This is a genomic window from Streptomyces sp. Edi2 (assembly GCF_040253635.1).
In the GTDB taxonomy this organism is placed as follows: Bacteria; Actinomycetota; Actinomycetes; order Streptomycetales; family Streptomycetaceae; genus Streptomyces.
The window spans coordinates 2,360,377-2,378,071 of record NZ_JBEJGX010000003.1; the positions used below are offsets into that span (position 1 = coordinate 2,360,377).

Consider the following 17,695-nt stretch of genomic DNA (forward strand, 5'->3'; position numbering starts at 1 on the left):
TTCCTTCGGGCTCTGCTGCTTGTCGCCCTCCTCGCCGCCCTTGCCGTCCCCGTGCTTGCCCATCGTGCTCCCCCTTCGTCGGTGCGGGGCCGTTGCGGGCCCCGGGACGGGGATGCCCAGCACGATGCCCCTGCAAGCACCGGCCTGCGGGGGCATCGTTTCTGCGTCACCTTGTCGGTGGGGTCACCTTGTCGGTGGTGGCACCCCCGTCGGTGGCTTCACCTCGTCGTCGGTGTCGCGCCTCGTCGTCGGCGTCACACGCTCGCCGGCTCCGGTGTGCGGTCGGTCTCCTCGGGCTGCGGGCCGTCCTTGGCGGAGCGCTTCGCGGCCTTCTTCTTCGCCCGGCGCTCCTTGCGGAGCTCGATCATCGCGTAGAGCGTCGGGACGAGGAGGAGGGTGAGCAGGGTGGAGGTGATGAGACCGCCTATCACGACCACGGCGAGCGGCTGGGAGATGAAGCCGCCGTCACCGGTGATGGACAGTGCCATCGGGAGCAGCGCCATGATCGTGGCCAGGGCGGTCATCAGGATCGGGCGGAGGCGGTGGCGGCCGCCCTCGATGACCGCTTCGACGACGCCGTAACCCTGCGCCCGGTACTGGTTGATGAGGTCGATCAGCACGATGGCGTTGGTGACCACGATGCCGATCAGCATCAGCATGCCGATCATCGCCGGGACACCCAGCGGGGTGCCGGTGGCGACCAGCAGGCCGATCGCGCCGGTCGCCGCGAAGGGGATCGAGACGAGCAGGATCAGCGGCTGGACCAGCGAGCGGAAGGTGCCGACCAGGAGCATGAAGACGATGGCGATGGCCGCCAGCATCGCCAGGCCCAGCGAGGAGAACGCGTCGGTCTGGTCCTGGGAGACGCCGCCGATCTCGGCGGAGGCACCCTCGGGCAGCTTCAGGGCATTGATCTTGCTCTGCAGCGTGGCGCTGACCGCGCCGGTGTTGTCGCCGGTCGGCTTGGCGGTGATGGTCGCCGAACGGGCCCCGTCGATCCGGGTCATCTGGACCGGGCCGGGGACGGTCTGCACCGTGGCGAGCGTGCTGAGCTTGGCCGGGCCCGCCGGCGTCGGCACGGCCAGGTCCTTCAGCTCGGCCACGGTGGTGGCCGGGTGGGCCGACTTGATCACGATGTCGCGCTCGGTGTCGTCCAGGACGGCCTTGCCGCTGGTGGTGCCGCGTACCGCCTGGGCGACCGCACCGCCGAGGGTGGTCTGGTTGTAACCGGCCGCGGCCGCCTTGTCGTTGGGCTTCACGGAGATCCGCGGCACGCTCTGGGCGAGGTCGCTCTGGACGTCGGTGACGTCGTCGAGACCGGCCACGGTCTTGCGGACCTGCTCACTGGCCTTCTTCAGGACATCGCCGTCGGCGGCCTTGACGACCACGCTCAGGTCCTGGCTGCCGAAGCCGCCGCCCGCGGTGACGGTGGTGTCGCCGATGGACGGGCCGAGCTTGTCGAGACCGGTCCGCAGGTCGTCGGTGACCTTGCCGGAGTCCGCGGCGTCCTTCAGCTTGAGCTGGTAGGAGGCCTGGTTGGCGCCGGTGCCGCCGCCGAAGGCCGCCATGAAGCCGGAGGAGCCGACGGTGGCCTGGTAGTCGGCGATGTCGTCGTTGGCCGCGAGCAGCTTCTCGACCTTCTTGGCCTGCTTGTCGGCCGCGTCCAGGCTGGTGCCGGGCTTGAGCTCCTGCTTGAGGGTGAGGGTGTCCTGGTCGCCCTGGTCGAGGAAGTTGGTCTTCAGGAGCGGGCCCATGCCGAAGGTGGCGAGGAGGACCACGACGGCGATGACCAGGCTGGTGACCCGGCGGCGGGTCGCGAACCGCAGGACGGGGACGTAGAGGCGCTGCAGCGGGCTCTTGGCCTCCTTCTCCTCGGCCTGGCGGCGCAGGTCGTCCGGGGTGGTGCCCTCGGGGATCCGCGGGGCGCGCAGGAACCAGAACGAGAGGACCGGCACGACCGTCAGGGAGACGATCAGGGAGGACAGCAGGGCGACGGTGACGGTCAGGGAGAAGGAGCCGAAGAGGGCGCCCACCATGCCGCCGACCACGCCGATCGGCAGGAACACCGCGACCGTGGTGAGGGTGGAGGAGGTGATCGCTCCGGAGACCTCCTTGACGGCGGAGAGGATGGCCTCGCGGCGCTCCTCGCCGTAGCCCAGGTGCCGCTTGATGTTCTCCAGGACGACGATCGAGTCGTCGACGACGCGGCCGATCGCAATGGTCAGCGCGCCGAGGGTGAGCATGTTCAGGGAGAGGTCCCCGGTCCACAGCACGATCAGGGTGATGACGACCGAGAGCGGGATGGAGACCGCGGTGACCAGCGTCGAGCGCAGGCTGAGCAGGAAGACCAGGATGACGATGACCGCCATGGCGAGGCCGAGCAGGCCCTCGGTGGTCAGCGACTCTATCGACTTGGAGACCGCCGGGCCCTGGTCGGAGGCGACCGTGACCTCGGTGCCCTTGCCCAGGTCCTGACGGATCTTCGGCAGCTTGTCCTTGACCGCGTCGGAGATCGCGACCGCGCTGCCGTCCTGGTCCATCGTCACCCGGAGGGCGAGGCTGGGCTTGCCGTCGGTGCGGGTGATCGAGGTCGGGGTGGCGGCCTGCTCCTTGACGGTGGCGACATCGCCGAGCCGGACCGGACCGGACGGGCGGGCGGCGCTCGCGCCTGCCCCCGCGCCGGAGTCACCGGCTGCCGCGGACGGCGCGATCGACAGGTCCCGGATCTGCTTGACGGCGGTGAACCCCGCGCCGACCTGCACGGTCTTGCTCTTGCCTGCTTCGGCGAACGAACCGGCGGGCACCGAGGTACCGCCGGCCTCCAGCGCCTGGCCCAGCGCCTGGGAGGTCAGCCCGGCGGCGGCGAGCTTCTTGTCGTCGGGGGTGACCGCGACGATCCGGTCCTGGACGCCGTCCACGCTGACCTGGCTGACGCCGTCGATGTTCTTGAGGTCCGGCACCACGCTGCGGTTGAGCTGGTCGGCCAGCGTCTGCTGGTCCTTGGAGCCGGAGGAGACGGCCAGGACCACGGTGGGGATGTCATCGGTCGAGCCGGACACCACCTGCGGGTCGACGTCGTCGGGCAGCTTGGCGCGGGCGCGGTTCACGGCCTGCTGGACGTCGGCGACCAGGCGCTTGGAGTCATTGCCGTAGTCGAACTGCGCCATGATGACGCCCGAGCCCTCGCTCGACGTCGAGGTGACGGACTTGATGCCGTCGACCGCCTGGACACCGTCCTCCAGCGGCTCGATCACCTGCTTCTCGATGACCTCGGGGGAGGCGCCCTGGTAGGGGGCCATCACGGACACCATCGGGAGTTCGATGGACGGCAGGAGCTGCTGCTTGAGCTGCGGGATCGCGATGGCGCCGAAGGCGATCGCCACGATCGACATCAGCGCTATCAGGCCCCGTTGTACGAGGCTGAGTCGGGACAGCCAGGACATGGGTGGGGTCTCTCTTCTGTTCTGAAACGGTCGGCGGGGCCTTTCCGGGCCCACCTACACCTTCCGCCATGCCCTGGCCGGTTTTCCTCGCTCGCAGGTCGGTTTCCGGCCGGGGCCCGTACCGCGTTGGGAGTACGGGCCCCTCCCCCTTCACTGCACCCGTGGGCGTACGAGTCCGGACTCGTAGGCGATGACGACCAGCTGGGCCCGGTCGCGGGCGCCCAGTTTGGCCATCGCGCGGTTCACATGCGTCTTGACGGTGAGCGGGCTGACCGCCAGCTGCTCGGCGATCTCGTCGTTGGACTGCCCGCCGGCCACCAGGGTCAGCACCTCCCGCTCGCGGCCGGTCAGCGTCGCCAGCCGCTCGGCGCCCCGGCTGCCGGGCCCGCCGTCCCCCGTGCTGCCGCCCTGCGCGAGGAACTTGGCGATCAGGCCCTTGGTCGCGACGGGCGACAGCAGCGCCTCGCCGGCCGCCGCGATCCGGATCGCGCCCAGCATCTCGTCCGGCTCGGCGCCCTTGCCCAGGAAGCCGCTGGCGCCGGCCCGCAGCGACTGCACCACATAGTCGTCGACCTCGAAGGTCGTCAGGATGACCACCCGGACGCCGGTGAGCTCCGGGTCCTCGCTGATCATGCGGGTGGCCGCCAGGCCGTCCACGCCGGGCATCCGGATGTCCATCAGGACGACATCGGGGCGCTTCGCCCGGGTCAGCTCGTACGCCTGGGCGCCGTCGGAGGCCTCCGCGACCACCTCCATGTCCGGCTCGGAGTCGACCAGCACCCGGAACGCGCTGCGCAGCAGCGCCTGGTCGTCGGCGAGCAGCACCTTGATCGTCATGTTGACTCCCCCGTACGGACGGTGTGCAGCGGAAGGGTGACCCGCACCTGGAAGCCGCCGGCCGCGCGCGGGCCGGTGACGACCGTGCCGCGCAGCGCGAAGACCCGCTCGCGCATCCCGATCAGGCCGTGGCCGCCGCCGCTGTCCTCCGGTTCGCCGGGCCCGCCCGGCTCCACGGGCGGCCGGTCGCCGCCCTTCTGCCGCGGGATGCCGGCCCGGCCCGCGCCGTCGTCCAGGACGGTCACGGTCAGCGCGGTCTCGGAGTGCAGGATCCGCACCGTGGCGCGGGCCCCCTCGCCGGCGTGCTTGTGGACGTTGGTGAGCGCTTCCTGGACCACGCGGTAGGCGGTGAGGTCGACGGAGGCGGACAGCGGGCGGGGCGCGGGCGGGAGCTCCAGATCGACGGGGATCCCGGCGCGGACGAACCCGTCGACGAGCTGGTCGAGGACGCCGAGGCCGGGCGCGGGCTCGGTCGGCGCCTTGGGGTCGTCGGACTGCCGCAACAGGCCGACCGTGGCACGCAGTTCCTCCAGCGCCGAGCGGGACGCCTCGCGGACGTGCGCCAGCGCCTGTTTGGCCTGGTCGGGGCGGTTGTCCATGACGTGCGAGGCGACGCCGGCCTGGACGTTGACCAGGGCGATGTGGTGGGCGACGACATCGTGCAGCTCACGGGCGATCCGCAGGCGCTCCTCGGCGACCCGGCGCCGGGCCTCCTCCTCGCGGGTGCGCTCGGCGCGTTCGGCGCGCTCGCGGATCGCGTCGACGAAGGCCCGGCGGCTGCGGACCGCGTCGCCGGCCGCCGCGGCCATGCCCGTCCAGGCGAAGATCGCGATGTTCTCCTGCGCGTACCAGGGGCGGGGGCCGTAGAGCATCGCGGCGGCGGTCAGCACGACGACGGTCAGCGCGCCGCCCCGCCAGGTCGTGGGCCGGTCGGTGCGCGAGGCCAGGCTGTAGAGGGCGATCACGGCGGAGGCGGCCACGGGGGCGCGCGGGTCGCTGGAGCGCGCGAGCAGTTCGACGATGGTGCAGGCGCCGGTGACGGCCAGGACCGTACGGGGCAGCCGGCGGCGCAGGACCAGGGCGGCGCAGGCCAGCGCGGCGAAGGCCACGGTCGAGGCGGAGAGGTGGTGAGCGCCGAACCGCGGGCCGTGCGGGCCGTGCGGGTCGGCCACCGCGCCGCACAGGACGCACGCGAAGACCGCCACCGCCAGGACGGTGTCGAAGGCGAGCGGGTGGGCCCGCTGCCACGGGAAGCGGCCGACGCGGGGCGTGTCCGGGCGGGGATCGAGGTGGCTCACAAGAGCAAACGGTAGCGCCCCGGCCCATCGAAGGGCCGGGGCGCCGTGCGCTGGAGTGGAGTGTCCTGACCGGACGGAACCGGGTTCTGGCCAGGGCCGGGCCGGGGTTCAGCCCGGGATGAGGCCGTCGTCGCTGAGCATCTCCCGGACCTCTTCGAGGGAGGCGTCGGCGGAGGGCAAGATGAGTTCGGACGGTTCGAGGGCGTCGTCGGGAAGCGGTGTACCGAGGCGGCGCACCGCTTCCAGCAGGGCATCGAGAGTGCGCTGGAACCCTGCTTCGTCGTTGCTCTCCATCTCGGCGAGCAGTTCATCGTCCAGTTTGTTGAGCTCGGCGAAGTGGGCATCGTCCAGCTTCACCTGGCCCTCCCCCATGATCCGTACGATCACGACGGTCTCCCTCGGTCCGGTCCGACGATCTGTGGCGAGGCTATCCGCCGCCGGCCGTCACTGCTTGTCGAAACGCGGCCGGTCCTGCTGCGGGGCGGACTGTGCCCCGCCGTTCTGGCCGCCCTCGAGGGCCTGCTGGCCGGACGAGCCTCCCGCCAGCTCGGCCTTCATCCGCTGCAGCTCCAGTTCGACGTCGCTGCCGCCGGAGAGCCGGTCCAGCTCGGCGGTGATGTCGTCCTTGGCCATGCCGGTCGGGTCGTCCAGCGCGCCGGAGGCCATCAGCTCGTCGAGGGCACCGGCCCTGGCCTGCAGCTGCGCGGTCTTGTCCTCCGCACGCTGGATGGCCATGCCGACATCGCCCATCTCCTCGGAGATGCCGGAGAAGGCCTCGCCGATCCGGGTCTGGGCCTGGGCGGCCGTGTAGGTGGCCTTGATCGTCTCCTTCTTCGTACGGAAGGCGTCGACCTTGGCCTGCAGCCGCTGCGCCGCGAGCGTGAGCTTCTCCTCCTCGCCCTGCAGCGTCTGGTGCTGGGTCTCCAGGTCGGTGACCTGCTGCTGCAGCGCGCTGCGCCGGCTCAGCGCCTCGCGGGCCAGGTCCTCGCGGCCGAGCGCCAGCGCCTTGCGGCCCTGGTCCTCCAGCTTGGACGACTGGCCCTGGAGCTGGTTGAGCTGCAGCTCCAGGCGCTTGCGGGAGGTCGCCACGTCGGCGACGCCGCGGCGTACCTTCTGCAGCAGCTCCAGCTGCTTCTGGTACGAGTAGTCAAGGGTTTCGCGCGGGTCTTCGGCCCGGTCCAGGGCCTTGTTGGCCTTCGCGCGGAAGATCATTCCCATCCGCTTCATGACACCATCGCTCATGGGCCTCGCGCGCCCCCTTCTGACCGAGTCACCTCGGGCTTAGGCTCCAGCACATCTACAGACCCCACAGTACGGGCCCTGGTTCCATTACCGCACTGTTCGCGCCCCGATGCGCTCCTCCTCCAGGACGATCGGGGCGCGTTCTTCTCCCGCGCAAGGAGTAGGGAGAGTCCGGACAATCGGCACGATGTCCGCTCTGTCCCGGTAGCGCAGAGGTTCCCGCCTGGTCAGGCGCCGGCTTCCGGAAGCGCCGTTGCCGGATCGTGCCCCGTCGGACCGCCGCTCACCCGCGGCGAGCACGTACTCTTGGGTGTTGTGTTCCGAAGCCGTTCGAAGGATGAGCAGGCCGCGACCGCCAAGGTGACCGCGGACCAGCCCCAGCAGCCCCGCGATCCGCAGGCCCCCAAGGGCCGCCCGACGCCCAAACGCAGCGATTCCCAGTCGCAGCGCCGCTCCCGCGCGCATACGCCGACCAACCGCAAGGACGCGGCGAAGGCGCAGCGCGAGGCCCGCCGAACCGATATGGCCCGCCAGCGCGAGGCGATGGCCAGCGGCGACGAGCGGTATCTGCCGGTGCGCGACAAGGGGCCCGTGCGCCGCTTCGCGCGCGACTTCGTCGACTCCCGGTGGTGTGTCGCCGAGTTCTTCCTGCCGATGGCCGTGGTGATCCTGGTGCTCACCATGATCCGGGTGCCGTCGATCCAGAGCATCGCGCTGCTGCTGTGGCTCGTGATCATCGTGCTGATCGTGCTCGACTCGGTGCTGATCTGGTTCCGCCTGGGCAAGCGGCTGGAGGAGCGCTTCCCGAACGAGAACCTCAAGGGCGTGAAGGCGTACGCGGTGATGCGGACGCTGCAGATGCGGCGGCTGCGGCTGCCGAAGCCGCAGGTGAAGCGGGGGCAGCGGCCGTAGCCGTGTCGTACGTGGGGGTGCGGTAGCCGGTGATTCCTCCCCAGCTAACGCTGGGAGGTGCCCCCAGACCCTCGCCCTCGTGGTGGCGCGCCGTTGCGGCGGGATTGATTTTGATGCTTGGCCGGGCCCGTGCGGGCCCGGCCAAGCGTCGTTCGGGGCCGGCCGGGCCTCGTACCGGAGCGCGCGGCCCGGCAGTCGTACGGGAACGGCCCGGTCGCGTCGTCGGGGTTCAGTCCTCCGCGGCCGCGTGCAGGCTCATCGGGCCCGCGTAGATCTCGGTGCCGTCCTCGAAGAGCCTGACCTGGTCGACGCCGCCTTCGAGGAGGGCCTTCCACTCCTCGCCGATCCAGGACTCCGCGTCGCCCTGGGTGGTGAACTCCTCCGGTTGGACGGCCGGCGCCGTCTCCGAACCGTCGGCCTTCTCGAACCGCCACGTCCACGCCATGTGCGCCTCCTGGATCCCACCGAGTACGAATCTGTGCCACCGCGGGCGCGTCCTGACGCACCCCCGGTGCCGTGCTTCCGTGCTGATCGGCAGCCTAACGGCCGTGTCGAGCCCGCCCCCGCCGCGCCCGCCCGGCAAGGACGCGGGAAACTCGGCGGTGTGGATGTGACTCTCCTTGGCACCGGGGCCCCGCAGGGGCTGCCGCGCCCCGGCTGCCCGTGTGCCGCCTGTGCGACCGCCGTCGGCGACGAGGCGCGGGCGGCGACCGCGCTGCTCGTCGACGGCGCGCTGATGATCGACCTGACGCCGGGCCCGGCCTTTGCGGCCGCCCGTGCCGGGCAGTCCCTGTCGGGTGTACGGCAGGTGCTGCTCTCCCATCCGCACGACGGCCCGGTGCTGGAGGTGCCGGCCGGGCTGCCGCAGCCGGGCCGGGTCGCGGACGGGCGGGAGCTGGCGCTGCTCGACGGGCACCGGGTGCGCGCCGTCGCGGTGGACATCCCCGGCACCGGCTATGAGATCTCCGGCGTGGACGGCGAGCGGCTGCTGTATCTGCCGCCGGGCGCGGCGCCGGCCGGGCTGGGCAACGGGAACGGCCGGGCGGCGGGCGGCGGTGAGGAGGGCGCCGGCGGCGCCGGTCCCTACGACCTGGTGCTGCTCGACGTGGTGAAGCGGCCCGACGCGCTGGCCAGGCTGCGGGCGAGCGGCGCGGTCGACGCGGCGACGGACGTGGTCGCGGTGCACCTCGACCACGGTGTGCCGCCGGGGCCCGAACTGCACCGCAGGCTGGCGGTGGTGGGGGCCCGCGCGGTGGCGGACGGCAGCACGCTGGTGGTGGGCGAGTTTCACGCGGTGCCGGATCTGCCGCGGCGGACCCTGGTGCTGGGCGGGGCGCGCAGCGGCAAGTCGGTGGAGGCGGAGCGGCGGCTCGCGGCCTTCCCCGACGTGGTGTACGTGGCCACCGGGGGGACCCGGGACGGCGACCAGGACTGGGCGCAGCGGGTCTCGCTGCACCGCGAGCGGCGCCCCAGCAGCTGGCGCACCGTCGAGACCTGCGATCTGCTGCCGCTGCTGGGGGCCGGGCCGGGCGCGGAGGACGCGGGTCCTGGCCGGGACGGTGCAGGGGCGGGGCAGGAAGCCGGCGTGCCCGGTGCGGGCCCCGGCGGCGGGAGCCGGGGCGGGACGTCGCCGCTGCTGATCGACTGTCTGGCGCTGTGGCTGACGCATGTCATGGACGACGTCGGGGCGTGGGACGACGCGACCTGGGAGGCCGGCGGCCGGGAGGCGCTGCGGAAGCGGACCGATGCGCTGGTGACGGCGGTGCGCGAGACGCGCAGGCCGGTGGTGGCGGTGAGCAACGAGGTCGGGTCCGGGGTCGTCCCGGCGACCCCGGCGGGCCGTCGGTTCCGTGACGAACTGGGGCGGCTGAACGCGGCGTTCGCCGCGGAGTGCGAGCAGGTGCTGCTGGTCGTCGCGGGGCAGGCGCTTGCGCTGCGTGGATGACACGGGCCCGGCGCGGCCCGTGTCCGCTTGCCCGTGGGCGCGGCGCCGGGTGCTCTTGACCCGTGACCGAATCCGAGCGGACCGAATCCGAAGCGCCGGCCGGGTGGCATGCGGGGCCCGTCCGGGAGCCCCGGGGGCGCGGACGGCTTTTCGACGCGGCCGTGCGCGCCTATCTGGAGCGGCATCCGGAGGCGACGGTGGTCGCGCTCGGCGAGGGGCTGGGCACCGGTTTCTGGCGGCTGGACAACGGACGGCTGACCTGGCTGACGGTGGTGCCCCCGAAGACCGCGGCGGCCCGCCGGATGCTGCTTCCGGACGGCGCCCGGCGGCGGACCGTCGCCCGTGCGGTGACCGATCACGCCTGGCTGGACGCGGTTGCGGAGCCGTGGCGCGGGGTCGTCGTCACGGCTCCCGGGGTACTGATGCGGCTGCCGCCGCCCGCGGTGCGCGCGCTGCTCGCGGCGTGTGCGGAGCGGTTTCCCGGCGGTGTGCTGGTCTTTGACGCGCTGCCGGGGCGGGCGACCACGCTGGCGCGGCGGGCCGCCGCGGCCGGCGTCCGGTGGCCGGCTCCGCGCTGGGGTCTGGACCGTGCCCAACTGCCGCGGGTGGCCTGCCTGCACCCGGGCATCGTCGCGGTGCGCGAGATCGGCCCGGTGCCGGCTGCGCCGGGAGACGCGGCGGCGGGCGGTCTGTGGTCCCGGCTGGTGTGGCGCGGGCGCCGCGTCCCGGTGGTGCGCGCGCTGACGCCACTGGTGTGCGAGGTCCGGTTCGCCTCGGCCACCTCGCCCCGGGCCGTTCCCCCCGGTGCGCTTCGTCAGCGGTGAGTTGACGGTAATCTGCGCCCAATGAGCGCCTTGAACCTCGACGACTTCGCCCACCTGATCGAGCGCCCCGACGGCGGTGCACGCCGTGACGCCGAGGAGCGGCGGGCCCGGCTGGCCGTGCCGCCGGGTGCGCTCGGCCGCCTCGACGAGCTGGGCGAGTGGCTGGCCGCCGCGCAGCAGCAGGTGCCGGTGCGGCCCGTCGAGCGGCCGCGGGTGCTGCTGTTCGCGGGCGATCACGGGGTGGCGGAGCTGGGGGTGTCGGCCCGGCCGGCCGGCGGCACCAGGGATCTCGTACGGGCCGTGCTGGACGGGGCGAGCCCGGTCGCGGTGCTGGCCCGGGGCGCCGGGGCGCAGCTGCGGGTGGTGGATCTGGCGGTGGACTGCGACCCGCAGGAGCTGCCCGAGGACGTCACCCGGCACCGGGTGCGGCGCGGTTCGGGACGGATCGACATCGAGGACGCACTGACGGCCGAGGAGGCCGAGGCGGCGTTCCGGGCCGGGATGGCCGTCGCGGACGAGGAGGCGGACGCGGGCACCGATCTGGTGGTGCTGGGCGATCTGAGCGTCGGCGGGACGACCCCGGCGAGCACGCTGATCGCGGCGCTGTGCGGCACGGACGCCTCGGTGGTCACCGGGCGGGGCGGCGCCCCCATCGACGATCTGGCCTGGATGCGCAAGTGCGCGGCGATCCGCGACGCGCTGCGGCGGGCCCGTCCGGTGCTCGGCGACCAGCTGGAGCTGCTGGCCACGGTCGGCGGCGCGGATCTGACCGCGATGACCGGCTTCCTGCTGCAGAGCGCGGTGCGCCGGACTCCGGTGATCCTGGACGGGGTGGTCTCGGCCGCCTGTGCGCTGGTGGCGCAGCGGGTGGCGTTCCGGGCGCCGGACTGGTGGGTGGCCGGGCAGGCGAGCGGGGAGCCGGCCCAGGCCAAGGCGCTGGACCGGATCGCACTCAACCCTCTGCTCGACCACGGCGTCACTGCGGGAGAGGGGACCGGGGCGCTGCTGGCCTTGCCATTGGTACGGGCAGCCGCGGCCCTGGCGGCAGAACTGCCCGTACGCGACTGACCCGGCACCGGCCCACCCCGGCCGGCCGCCGCAGGAAGCGAACGGACGAGCGCCCGGCCCGGGCGCTCACCAGGTCAGGCCCGTACCGGACCGCCGGCGGCCCCCCATAAGATCGCGCTTTACACGTTTTATGGGAGACATCGCTTGAGTCCGGACGAAGGCCGCCCCGGCGGCACGTGGTCACAGCGGGGTGCCGCATTCGGCATCTGGTATCTGCGCACGGTCACCTTCCTCAATCTGCTGAGCGCGGTATGGGTGTCGTTCGGCAATGACATCCGCCGGCACAACATTGCGGAGTTCTTCACTCCGTATCTGCTGACGGCGGGGTTCGCCTCCGGCGCCTTCTCGCTCTTCTTGTCGGTGACCCTGCGGCGGGGCAAGCGGGCGGCCTGGATTTTGAATCTGGTGCTTTCCGGGCTGCTGGCGCTGCTCTTCGCCGTCGGGATGGTGGCGGCCCCGGAATTCCGCGGTCATGTGCAGAACTGGGTGTCGCTGGGGGTGACCGTGCTGTTCGCCGCGGCGCTGGTGGTGGGGCGCCGCGAGTTCGCCGCGAAGGGCGACCGCGCGAACCCGAAGCTGGCGGCGACGGTCGCGGCCGGCGGTCTGCTGGTCGCCTCGCTGCTGGCGGCCCTGCTGGTGACCGTCACCAACACTGCCGGGGACGGCGCCTCGACGTTCGTCCAGCGCTGGCGCTACGGCCTGATGCGGCTGGTGTCGCTGGCCGCCGACGACCGTGCGTTCCCGGGGATCGCCACCCCGAACTGGGTCAATGTCACGATCAATGTGCTCAGCACGCTGCTGCTGGTCGCGGTCCTGTGGGCGGCGTTCCGGTCCGTACGCAGCACCGAGGCGATCACCGAGGACGACGAGGAGCGGCTGCGCGCGCTCCTCGCGCGGCGCGGCGACCGTGACTCGCTGGGCTACTTCGCGCTGCGCCGCGACAAGAGCGTGCTCTTCTCCCCCAGCGGCAAGGCGGCGGTCACCTACCGCGTCGTGGGCGGGGTGTCGCTGGCCTCCGGCGATCCGCTGGGGGACCCCGAGGCGTGGCCCGGGGCGATCGAGGTCTGGCTGGCCGAGGCCCGGGAGCACGGCTGGGCGCCCGCGGTGATGGGCGCGAGCGAGGAGGGCGGCACGATCTACGCCCGGCACGGTCTGGACGCGCTGGAGCTGGGCGACGAAGCGATCGTGGACACCGAGGAGTTCACCCTCGGCGGCCGCGCGATGCGGACCGTACGGCAGGCCTACCACCGCGTCGAGCGGGCCGGCTACACCGTCCGCATCCGGCGTCACGAGGACATCCCGGCAGCGGAGATGGCGCAGCTGCTGCGGCTGGCCGACGACTGGCGCGACGGGGAGACCGAGCGCGGTTTCTCGATGGCGCTGGGCCGGCTCGGGGACGTGGGCGACGGGCGCTGCGTGATGCTCGAATGCCGCGACGGCGGCGCGGGGGAGGAAGCCGGCGAACTGCGGGCGCTGTTGAGCTTTGTGCCCTGGGGCGAAAAGGGCCTTTCGCTGGATCTGATGCGGCGGGACCGGAACTCCGAGAACGGCCTGATGGAGTTCATGGTGCTGGAGTTGATCCAGCGGGCGGAAGAGGTGGAGGTCACTCAGCTCTCGCTGAACTTCGCGATGTTCCGTTCCGTCTTCGAACGTGGATCGCGACTCGGCGCGGGCCCGGTGCTGCGCCTGTGGCGCTCGCTGCTCAGCTTCTTCTCCCGGTGGTGGCAGATCGAATCCCTCTATCGCGCCAATGCGAAATACCGGCCCATCTGGGAGCCGCGGTACATGCTCTTCGAAAAGAGCACCGATCTGCTGCGGATCGGAATCGCCGCCGGCCGTGCGGAGGGCTTTCTGGAAGCACCCGGTCTGCCCAAGTGGCTGAACCGCAAGCACCTGGAGAATGCGGGATGAGTGCGGCCGGGGCGGGGCCGGGGGTACCCGTGCCGGGACCGGAGAAGATGCCCGCGCCGGGGCGGCGGGAGATGTCCGGCCTGCGCCGCGCCGCGGGTGCGGAGTGGGGCCCGCTCCTGCGGGCGGTGCGGTCCTCGCTGGCCGGCGCCAAGCTGCGGGCGATTCCGCTGACGCTCACCGCGGTGTTCCTGACCCTGGCCTTCCAGTTCGTGCAGCACCAGGCCTGGGGCTACCGGACGGTCCAGAACATCGGCTCCGTACAGGCCTGGGAACACCTGTGGGTGGCCTTGCTGCGCACCCCCCTGTCGCTGTTCGTCCCCGCGCTGGACCTTCCGGTGTGGGGGGCGCTGGCGCAGATCCTGGTGGTCTTCGGGGTCGCCGAGATCTGTGTGGGCCTGCGGCAGACGCTGCTGGTCGCCTATGTCGCCACGCTCGCCGGGACGATGTACGCGCGGATCGGCATCTGGATCGGCCCGGAGAGCCCGCTCGGGCTGCCCGACTCGGACAAGTACGTCATCGACACCGGGCCGTCGGCGGCCGTGGTGGGGCTGGCGGTGTTCGTGTGCTGGCGCTATCGCGCGTGGTTCACCTGTGCCGCGGTCGCCGTGGCGATGGTCGTCGAGGTGGTGTCCATCAAGAACAACCTGGCGGGCAAGGAGCATGTCGCGGCGGTGCTGGCGGTGCTCGTGGTGTGCGCGCTGTGGGAGCTGGGGCGGCGGCGCAGGGCGGGGGACGCACCGCGGGTCAGCGGCTCGGAGCACCCCCGATGACATGCTCGACCCTGCGGCGCACGGCCGACCAGCGGCGGTCGTGACGGTAGGCGCGGACCCGGGCACGGGCCCGCGCCTTCGGGCGGGTGCGGTAGAAGCGCCTGGCCCAGGGCGAGTGGGGACGGGCAAGCCGGACCGCGCCGAAGAGCGCGACGAACGGCACGAAGACCCCGATGACCGCGATCCGGCCCTTGCCCTTGGTGAGTGCGATGAGCGCGAAGAGGAAGTTGACGGCCACGGTCCGCACGACCGTGAAGCGGTCGGTGCTCTCCTCCGCCCCGAGTTCGTTGACGCCGAACGGCAGGAAGCCGCCGAGGATCAGGGCCACCAGGGCGACGGTGAGGATGACGATCTCGACGCTCTTGGTCCCCTCCTCGCTCCAATACACGTCGTCGAGGTGGAGGATCAGCGCGAACTCGTCGAGGACGAGGCCTACGCCAATGCCGAAGAGCACCGCGGCGACACCGGAACCGAAGCCGCGCCGGCCGCCCGCGAGGGCGATGAAGCCGCCGAGGACCATCAGGATCACGCCGGGCACCACGTGATGGACGTGCACCCCGCCGGGGGTGATGTTGCGGAACGGCCCCTTGCCCGCCCGGATGAGCCGGGTGACGGCCCGGGTCACGAGGAAGGTCAGCACGAAAGAGGCGAGGGCGAGCAGCAGCGGCAGCTTCCCCGGCTCGACGATATTGCGGTACCACCAGTGGCCCATCCCACACGCTCCCCATTTGTCGGGTAGGGACACTTCATCACCATGCGGCCCGGTTCGGCGGGTGACGGTCCGGACCGGCGGCCGGACGTGGCAGCCGCCCGGATAGCCTGCCGCGGTGACCGACACCCCCGCTCCCCCGGCCCCCCTCGACGCCCTGCGCTTCGCCTTCGGGACGCTGACCGTGCTGCCGGTGCGCGTCACCCGCTGGGACCGGGAGGCGGCGCGCGGCGGCATGCTCTGCGCGCCGCTGGCCGGACTGGTGGTCGGGCTGTGCGCGGCCGTGCCCGGGGCGGCGGTGCTGCTGCTCGGCGGCGGTCCGCTGCTCGCCGCGGTCGCCACCGCCGTGGTGCCCGCCGTGCTCACCCGCGGGCTGCATCTGGACGGGCTCGCCGACACCGCCGACGGGCTGGGCAGCGGCAAGCCCGCCGGGGAGGCGCTGCGCATCATGAAGCAGTCCGATATCGGCCCGTTCGGGGTCATCACGCTGTTGTTCGCCCTGCTGGCCCAGGTGGCCGCGCTGGCGGCGCTGTACGAGGACGGCTGGGCACGCGGCGCCGTCGCGGCGGCCGTTGCGGCGGTCACCGCGCGCGGCGCGCTGACCCTCGCCTCCCGTGCGGGGGTGCCGGCCGCCCGTCCTGAAGGGCTCGGCGCGGCGGTCGCGGGCACCGTCCCGGTGCGGGCGGCGCTGCTGTGCGCGGGTGCGGTGGCTGCCGGATGCGCGGCGGCCGGGGCCGCGTTCGGTGCGTACGGCGCGCTGCACGCCGGGCTCGCGGCGCTGCTCGGCCTCGGGCTGGGCGAGCTGCTGCTGCGGCACTGCCGGCGGCGGTTCGGCGGGGTGACCGGTGATGTGTTCGGGGCGCTCGCGGAGAGCGCGGGGCTCACGGCAGTGGTGGCGCTGGCTCTCGGGTAGCTCCCGGCCCCCACGCCCGGGCGCGCCTCCCTTTTCCCCCAACTCACCGACAAAGACGGGCAGTTCGACCCGCAGATCGGTAACTCCCCCGGCCCCGTTATGTGCCGGTGTGGTATCGGACGGGTCTTGTGGCGCCACCGAGCGTAGGCTCGGCGGCAGCAGCGCGCTGCGCGCAGACGGATTCCCCGGACGGAACAGGACCTTCATCACCGTGACTGCACTGACCCTCAGTACTTCTTCCGCCGCAACGGTGCGTGCGGATGCCGTCGTCGTCGGCGTGGCCAAGGGCGCCAAGGGCGTCGTTGTCGCCCCCGGCGCGGAGGCCGTGGACAAGGCCTTCGGCGGCAAGCTCGCCGCTGTGCTGGAGACCCTCGGCGCAAGTGGTGCCGAGGGCGAGGTGACCAAGCTGCCCGCCGGCGACGGCCTCAAGGCGCCGGTCGTGCTGGCGGCCGGCCTCGGCGAGGCGCCGGGCAAGGACGACGGCTATGAGACCGAGGCGCTGCGGCGCGCCGCGGGCAGCGCCGCCCGCGCCCTGACCGGCACCAAGAAGGCCGCCTTCGCACTGCCCGTCGAGGACGCCGAGGCGGCCGCCGCGGTGAGCGAGGGCGCGCTGCTCGGCGCGTACTCCTTCACCGCCTACCGCAGCAACGGCAACGGGCAGAACGCCAAGGGCGGCAAGAAGAACGACGCCAAGTCGGCGCCGCTCGCCGAGGCCGTGCTCCTGGGCGGCAAGCCGCGTGACAAGGAGTTCAAGGCCGCCGCCGAGCGCGCCCAGGCGCTGGCCGCGGAGATCAACCGCGCCCGCGACCTGATCAACATGCCCCCCAACGACCTCGACCCGAAGTCGTTCGCGGCCGAGGCGCAGGCCGCGGCCAAGGAGTTCGGCCTCAAGGTCGAGGTGCTGGACGAGAAGGCGCTCAAGAAGGGCGGCTACGGCGGCCTGCTGGGCGTCGGCCAGGGCGCGGAGACCCCGCCGCGGCTGGTGCGGATCGCGCACACGCACCCCAAGGCGAACAAGACCCTGGCCCTGGTCGGCAAGGGCATCACCTACGACTCGGGCGGCATCTCGCTCAAGCCGGCCGGCCACAACGAGACCATGAAGTGCGACATGAGCGGCGCCGCCGCGGTGTTCGCCGCCGTCGTGGCCGCCGCCAGGCTGGGCCTGGAGGTGAACGTCACCGGCTGGCTGGCGCTCGCCGAGAACATGCCGTCCGGCTCCGCCACCCGCCCCGGTGACGTGCTGACCATGTACAGCGGCAAGACCGTCGAGGTGCTGAACACCGACGCCGAGGGCCGTCTGGTGCTGGCCGACGCACTGACCCGCGCCTCGGAGGAGACCCCGGACGCGATCGTGGACGTCGCCACCCTGACCGGTGCGATGGTGCTGGCGCTGGGCAACCGCACCTTCGGGATCATGGCCAACGACGACGCGTTCCGTACCTCGATCCACGAGATCGCGGAGGAGGTCGGCGAGCAGTCCTGGCCCATGCCGATGCCGTCCGAGCTGCGCAAGGGCATGGACTCGCCGGTTGCCGACATCGCCAACATGGGTGAGCGGATGGGCAGCGGCCTGGTTGCCGGGCTCTTCCTCAAGGAGTTCATCGGCGAGGGCATCACCTGGGCCCACCTGGACATCGCGGGCCCGGCGTTCCACGAGGGCGCGCCGTGGGGCTACACCCCCAAGGGCGGTACGGGATCCGCGGTGCGCACCCTGGTGCGGCTGGCGGAGCGCACCGCCGCGGGCGATCTGGGCTGACGGTCGCCCCGGGGAGCTTCCCCCTTGTCCGTCATTTCCGTACGGCCCCGGGCATACCACCCGGGGC

15 protein-coding genes are annotated in these 17,695 nt (G+C 72.6%); 8 read left to right on the plus strand and 7 right to left on the minus strand.

The features are described 5' to 3' along the window. Nucleotides 1-254: 254 nt before the first annotated feature. From ABR737_RS13830 to ABR737_RS13850, 5 genes are all read right to left on the minus strand, one after another. Nucleotides 255-3,443, minus strand: a complete 3,189-nt coding sequence (locus tag ABR737_RS13830) for an efflux RND transporter permease subunit (RefSeq protein WP_350250474.1) — start codon at nucleotides 3,441-3,443, stop codon at nucleotides 255-257. Nucleotides 3,444-3,593: 150 nt separating this feature from the next. Continuing rightward, a complete protein-coding gene (locus tag ABR737_RS13835) occupies nucleotides 3,594-4,280 on the minus strand; it encodes a response regulator (protein WP_350250475.1) in 687 nt (228 codons plus the stop codon). Beyond that, complete coding sequence (locus ABR737_RS13840; RefSeq protein ID WP_350250476.1) at nucleotides 4,277-5,578, minus strand: sensor histidine kinase; 1,302 nt, start codon at nucleotides 5,576-5,578, stop codon at nucleotides 4,277-4,279. Before ABR737_RS13840 ends, ABR737_RS13835 begins: the two co-directional genes overlap by 4 nt. A gap of 108 nt (nucleotides 5,579-5,686) precedes the next feature. After that, nucleotides 5,687-5,965 carry a PspA-associated protein PspAA gene (pspAA, locus tag ABR737_RS13845; protein WP_350250477.1) on the minus strand — a complete coding sequence of 93 codons (279 nt, stop codon included), beginning with the start codon at nucleotides 5,963-5,965 and terminating at the stop codon, nucleotides 5,687-5,689. Nucleotides 5,966-6,022: 57 nt separating this feature from the next. Then, nucleotides 6,023-6,820, minus strand: a complete 798-nt coding sequence (locus tag ABR737_RS13850) for a PspA/IM30 family protein (protein ID WP_350250478.1) — start codon at nucleotides 6,818-6,820, stop codon at nucleotides 6,023-6,025. Between the two features lie 315 nt (nucleotides 6,821-7,135). Here ABR737_RS13850 and ABR737_RS13855 point away from each other — a divergent pair, with 315 nt between their 5' ends. Then, nucleotides 7,136-7,732 carry a DUF3043 domain-containing protein gene (locus ABR737_RS13855; RefSeq protein WP_350250479.1) on the plus strand — a complete coding sequence of 199 codons (597 nt, stop codon included), beginning with the start codon at nucleotides 7,136-7,138 and terminating at the stop codon, nucleotides 7,730-7,732. 229 nt (nucleotides 7,733-7,961) lie between these two features. On the opposite strand, the gene ABR737_RS13860 is transcribed toward ABR737_RS13855, so the two are convergent. Further along, on the minus strand, nucleotides 7,962-8,177 hold the full coding sequence (locus ABR737_RS13860) for a hypothetical protein (protein WP_129296797.1): 216 nt from the start codon (nucleotides 8,175-8,177) through the stop codon (nucleotides 7,962-7,964). Nucleotides 8,178-8,336: 159 nt separating this feature from the next. Here ABR737_RS13860 and ABR737_RS13865 point away from each other — a divergent pair, with 159 nt between their 5' ends. From ABR737_RS13865 to ABR737_RS13885, 5 genes are all read left to right on the plus strand, one after another. After that, nucleotides 8,337-9,677: a bifunctional adenosylcobinamide kinase/adenosylcobinamide-phosphate guanylyltransferase gene (locus ABR737_RS13865; RefSeq protein WP_350250480.1), complete on the plus strand. Its 1,341-nt coding sequence runs from the start codon at nucleotides 8,337-8,339 to the stop codon at nucleotides 9,675-9,677. 62 nt (nucleotides 9,678-9,739) lie between these two features. Then, nucleotides 9,740-10,501 (plus strand): class I SAM-dependent methyltransferase, encoded by a 762-nt coding sequence (locus ABR737_RS13870; protein WP_350250481.1) that lies wholly within the window; start codon nucleotides 9,740-9,742, stop codon nucleotides 10,499-10,501. 21 nt (nucleotides 10,502-10,522) lie between these two features. Continuing rightward, nucleotides 10,523-11,569, plus strand: a complete 1,047-nt coding sequence (gene cobT / locus ABR737_RS13875) for a nicotinate-nucleotide--dimethylbenzimidazole phosphoribosyltransferase (RefSeq protein WP_350250482.1) — start codon at nucleotides 10,523-10,525, stop codon at nucleotides 11,567-11,569. 144 nt (nucleotides 11,570-11,713) lie between these two features. Then, nucleotides 11,714-13,480: a phosphatidylglycerol lysyltransferase domain-containing protein gene (locus ABR737_RS13880; protein ID WP_350250483.1), complete on the plus strand. Its 1,767-nt coding sequence runs from the start codon at nucleotides 11,714-11,716 to the stop codon at nucleotides 13,478-13,480. Continuing rightward, complete coding sequence (locus tag ABR737_RS13885) at nucleotides 13,477-14,250, plus strand: hypothetical protein (protein WP_350250484.1); 774 nt, start codon at nucleotides 13,477-13,479, stop codon at nucleotides 14,248-14,250. The genes ABR737_RS13880 and ABR737_RS13885 overlap by 4 nt, the downstream gene beginning before the upstream one ends. On the opposite strand, the gene ABR737_RS13890 is transcribed toward ABR737_RS13885, so the two are convergent. After that, entirely contained in the window at nucleotides 14,225-14,962 is a 738-nt protein-coding gene (locus tag ABR737_RS13890) for a hypothetical protein (RefSeq protein WP_350250485.1), read from the minus strand. The genes ABR737_RS13885 and ABR737_RS13890 overlap by 26 nt on opposite strands. A gap of 115 nt (nucleotides 14,963-15,077) precedes the next feature. Here ABR737_RS13890 and ABR737_RS13895 point away from each other — a divergent pair, with 115 nt between their 5' ends. Then, nucleotides 15,078-15,872: an adenosylcobinamide-GDP ribazoletransferase gene (locus tag ABR737_RS13895; RefSeq protein WP_350250486.1), complete on the plus strand. Its 795-nt coding sequence runs from the start codon at nucleotides 15,078-15,080 to the stop codon at nucleotides 15,870-15,872. Nucleotides 15,873-16,083: 211 nt separating this feature from the next. After that, on the plus strand, nucleotides 16,084-17,628 hold the full coding sequence (locus ABR737_RS13900) for a leucyl aminopeptidase (RefSeq protein ID WP_350250487.1): 1,545 nt from the start codon (nucleotides 16,084-16,086) through the stop codon (nucleotides 17,626-17,628). Nucleotides 17,629-17,695: the final 67 nt, after the last annotated feature.